At 67.1% G+C, this 2927-nt stretch carries 1 protein-coding gene; it reads right to left on the bottom strand.

The genetic code is table 11. The features are described 5' to 3' along the window. Positions 1 to 2927: condensation domain-containing protein (locus A5760_RS11150; protein WP_155764297.1), on the bottom strand; the 2927-nt coding region annotated here is incomplete at both ends.

The following is a 2927-nucleotide window of genomic DNA, read 5'->3' as shown; positions in this document are numbered from 1 at the left end:
GAGATCGGCAGATACGCCGCCCCCGTCTTGAGCACCGCCAGGATCGACGCGATGGCCTCGGCCGACCGCGAAAACAGCAGTGCCACAGTCTGTCCCGGACCCGCGCCCGCATCCGCGAGACAATGCGCCAACCGGTTCGAGGCTTCATCCAGCTCTCGGTAGGTCACCGACAGGCCCTCGCACACCAGCGCCACGGCGTCCGGGGTGCGGGTCACGTGCGTGGCGAACAATTCCGGCACCGACACCGAAACACTCGACGGGCTAGCCAAAACCGCTTTATTACCAAGCTCTTCCAGCCGGGCGTGCTCACCCGCATCCAGCAGATCCACCGACGAGAGCCGCCGGGTGGGGTCGGCGGTGAGCGCCATCAACACTCGGTGCAGCCGCGCGATCAACGCCTGGATGGTGTCCGCGTCGAACACGTCGGTGCGAAATTCCACGTGTCCGGAAATCCCGGCGGGCGCACCGGCCTCGGTCCAGTTTTCCTTGAGGAAGAAGACCAGATCCATTTTCGCGGTCTGGGTATCCGCGGCCAGCGGCTTGACCTGAAGATCGCCCACAGTCAGCCCGGTCGCGGGGACGTTGACCTGTCCGGGGAAGTTGTTCCAGCCCAACATCACCTGAACCAGCGGGTGATGGGCCAATGATCGGGTCGGGTTGAGCCGCTCCACGAGCACCTCGAAGGGCACATCCTGGTGCTCGTAGGCGGCCAGGCTGCGCCGTCGCACCTGGGCCAGCAGCTCGGCCATCGTGGGATCACCGGTCAGATCGACCCGCAGCACCAAGGTGTTGACAAAAAAGCCCACCAGCTCGTCGAGTGCGGGATCGCGCCGACCGGCGATCGCGAACCCCACCGCCACGTCGCTGCTGGCGCTGAGCTTGGACAGCAGCACCGCCAGCGCGGCCTGCATCACCATGAAACCCGTCGCGTTGTGCTCGCGGCCCACCCGAGCAATGTGCTGCTGCAACAGAGCGGGCCACTCCACCGCCACCCGGGCGCCGCGCTGATCGGCCACCGGCGGGTAGGGCCGGTCGGTGGGCAGCTGCAGTCGCTCGGGCATCCCGGCCAGCGTCTGCTCCCAGGCAGCCAGCTGCGCGGCGATGCGACTTTCACTGTCGTCGAGGTCGCCGAACTGCGCGCGCTGCCACAGCGTGTAGTCGACATACTGCACCGGCAATGGCGCCCAGCCGGGGGCCCGCCCCGCGCACCGGCTGGTGTAAGCCAGACCTAGGTCACGCAGTAGCTGCATCGTCGACCAGCCGTCGGCGGCGATTTCGTGCAGCACGGCCACCAGCACATGCTCGTCGTCGGCGACGCGGAAAAGCCGTGCCTGCAAAGGGATCTCGGTGGCCAGGTCAAACCGGTAGCGCACCGCGGCGACGATCGCTTCACCCAGCCGGTCTGCGGGCCAGCCGGTGGCATCAATGACGTCCCAGCCGAAGTCGGCCTGCTCGGCGGGCACCACCAGCTGTTGGGGCACCCCCTGGATTGCCGGGAACAGCGTGCGCAGGCTCTCGTGGCGGCCCACCACATCGGCCAGCGCCGCACCCAGCGCCTTGGCGTCCAGGCCCCCGCCCAGCCGCAACGGCACCACCACGTTGTAAACCGGTGACGGCCCCTGCAACTGGTCGGTAAACCACATCCGGCCCTGGGCAAACGACAACGGCACCACCGCCGGCCGCTCGACCGGCCTCAGCGGCTCCAGGCCCCCGCCCTTGCCGATGCGCGGCGCCAACTGGGCAACCGTGGGTGCCTCGAACACCGCACGCACCGAAATATCGGCATCCAGACCGGTGTTGACCGCCGCGATCAGACGCATCGCCGACAGCGAATCCCCACCCAAATCGAAGAACGAATCGTCGACCCCGACCCGGTCCAGCCCCAGCACCTGGGCGTAGATGCCGGCCAGGATCTCCTCGGTGGGGGTACTCGGGGCGCGGTAACTATCCGCACCCTGGTACACGGGTGCCGGCAAGGCTTTCCGGTCGATCTTGCCCGAGGACGTCATCGGGAACTCGTCGAGCACCACAATGTGCGTCGGCACCATGTATTCGGGCAACCACGCACTCAACTGCTGACGCACCGCGGTGACTTTGGCGTTGGTCTGCGGGTCATTGGCGTAACTAGTGACTTGGTGGGACCCGACAGGTGGCAGATACAGATCGGTCAGCGCCGAGGTGTGCTCAGCGTCAGCTGCAGCGATGAACACCGCATCCACAGTGCCGGGTTGAGCGCTCCAGGTGACCGCGACGCGATATCCGGCGGTCTCACCAAGGCGGTGCAGTTGTTCGGGGACAACGGCGTTGGCGTCGTCGGCGTGGGCCAATGCCTCGGCTAACGGTAGCCCGGCGGCCAGGCCGCGTTCGATGTCGACGTCGCTGCTCACTCCGGCGCGGGGAACACCGGTGACACGAACGGCGCCCGGACGCTCAGACATCAACCGGGTATGCAACCCGTCCAGGCCCGAGCAGTGGGCCCACGCCCAGCTGTCCGCGCCGGCCAGTGAGCGCACCGGTGCCGGGGACTTATAGACAACGAGGTCGTAGCGATACCGGTTGAGCTCGTTGTCGGCCATCCCGCGTTTGACTTCGATGCCGAGTCCGGCCGCCGACGGCTGGTCGGCAGCCCAGGTAGTGAAAAACTCTGGGGCCAACAGTAATTCGGGCTCGCCGAGCACAGCGCGCTGAACGCGTTGACGAATCTCGGCGGCATCGGCGGCCTCGGTGCGGGCCCGCGCGACGCCGGTCTGAAACGCGCCCTGCAGGCTGTGGTTACGCACGTCTCCGATGAACAATGCCCCACCCGGTGCCAGCAACCGCATCGCCACGGCCATCACGTCGCGCAGATATCCCGCACTCGGGAAGTACTGCACCACCGAATTGAGCACCACCACATCGAAATGGCCCTCCGGCAGCCCGTCGGCCAC

The sequence above is a fragment of the Mycobacterium colombiense genome (assembly GCF_001665835.1).
Lineage (GTDB): Bacteria > Actinomycetota > Actinomycetes > Mycobacteriales > Mycobacteriaceae > Mycobacterium > Mycobacterium colombiense_A.
Note: the sequence above shows the minus strand (reverse complement) of the source record. Positions and strands in the feature narration are given on the sequence as shown.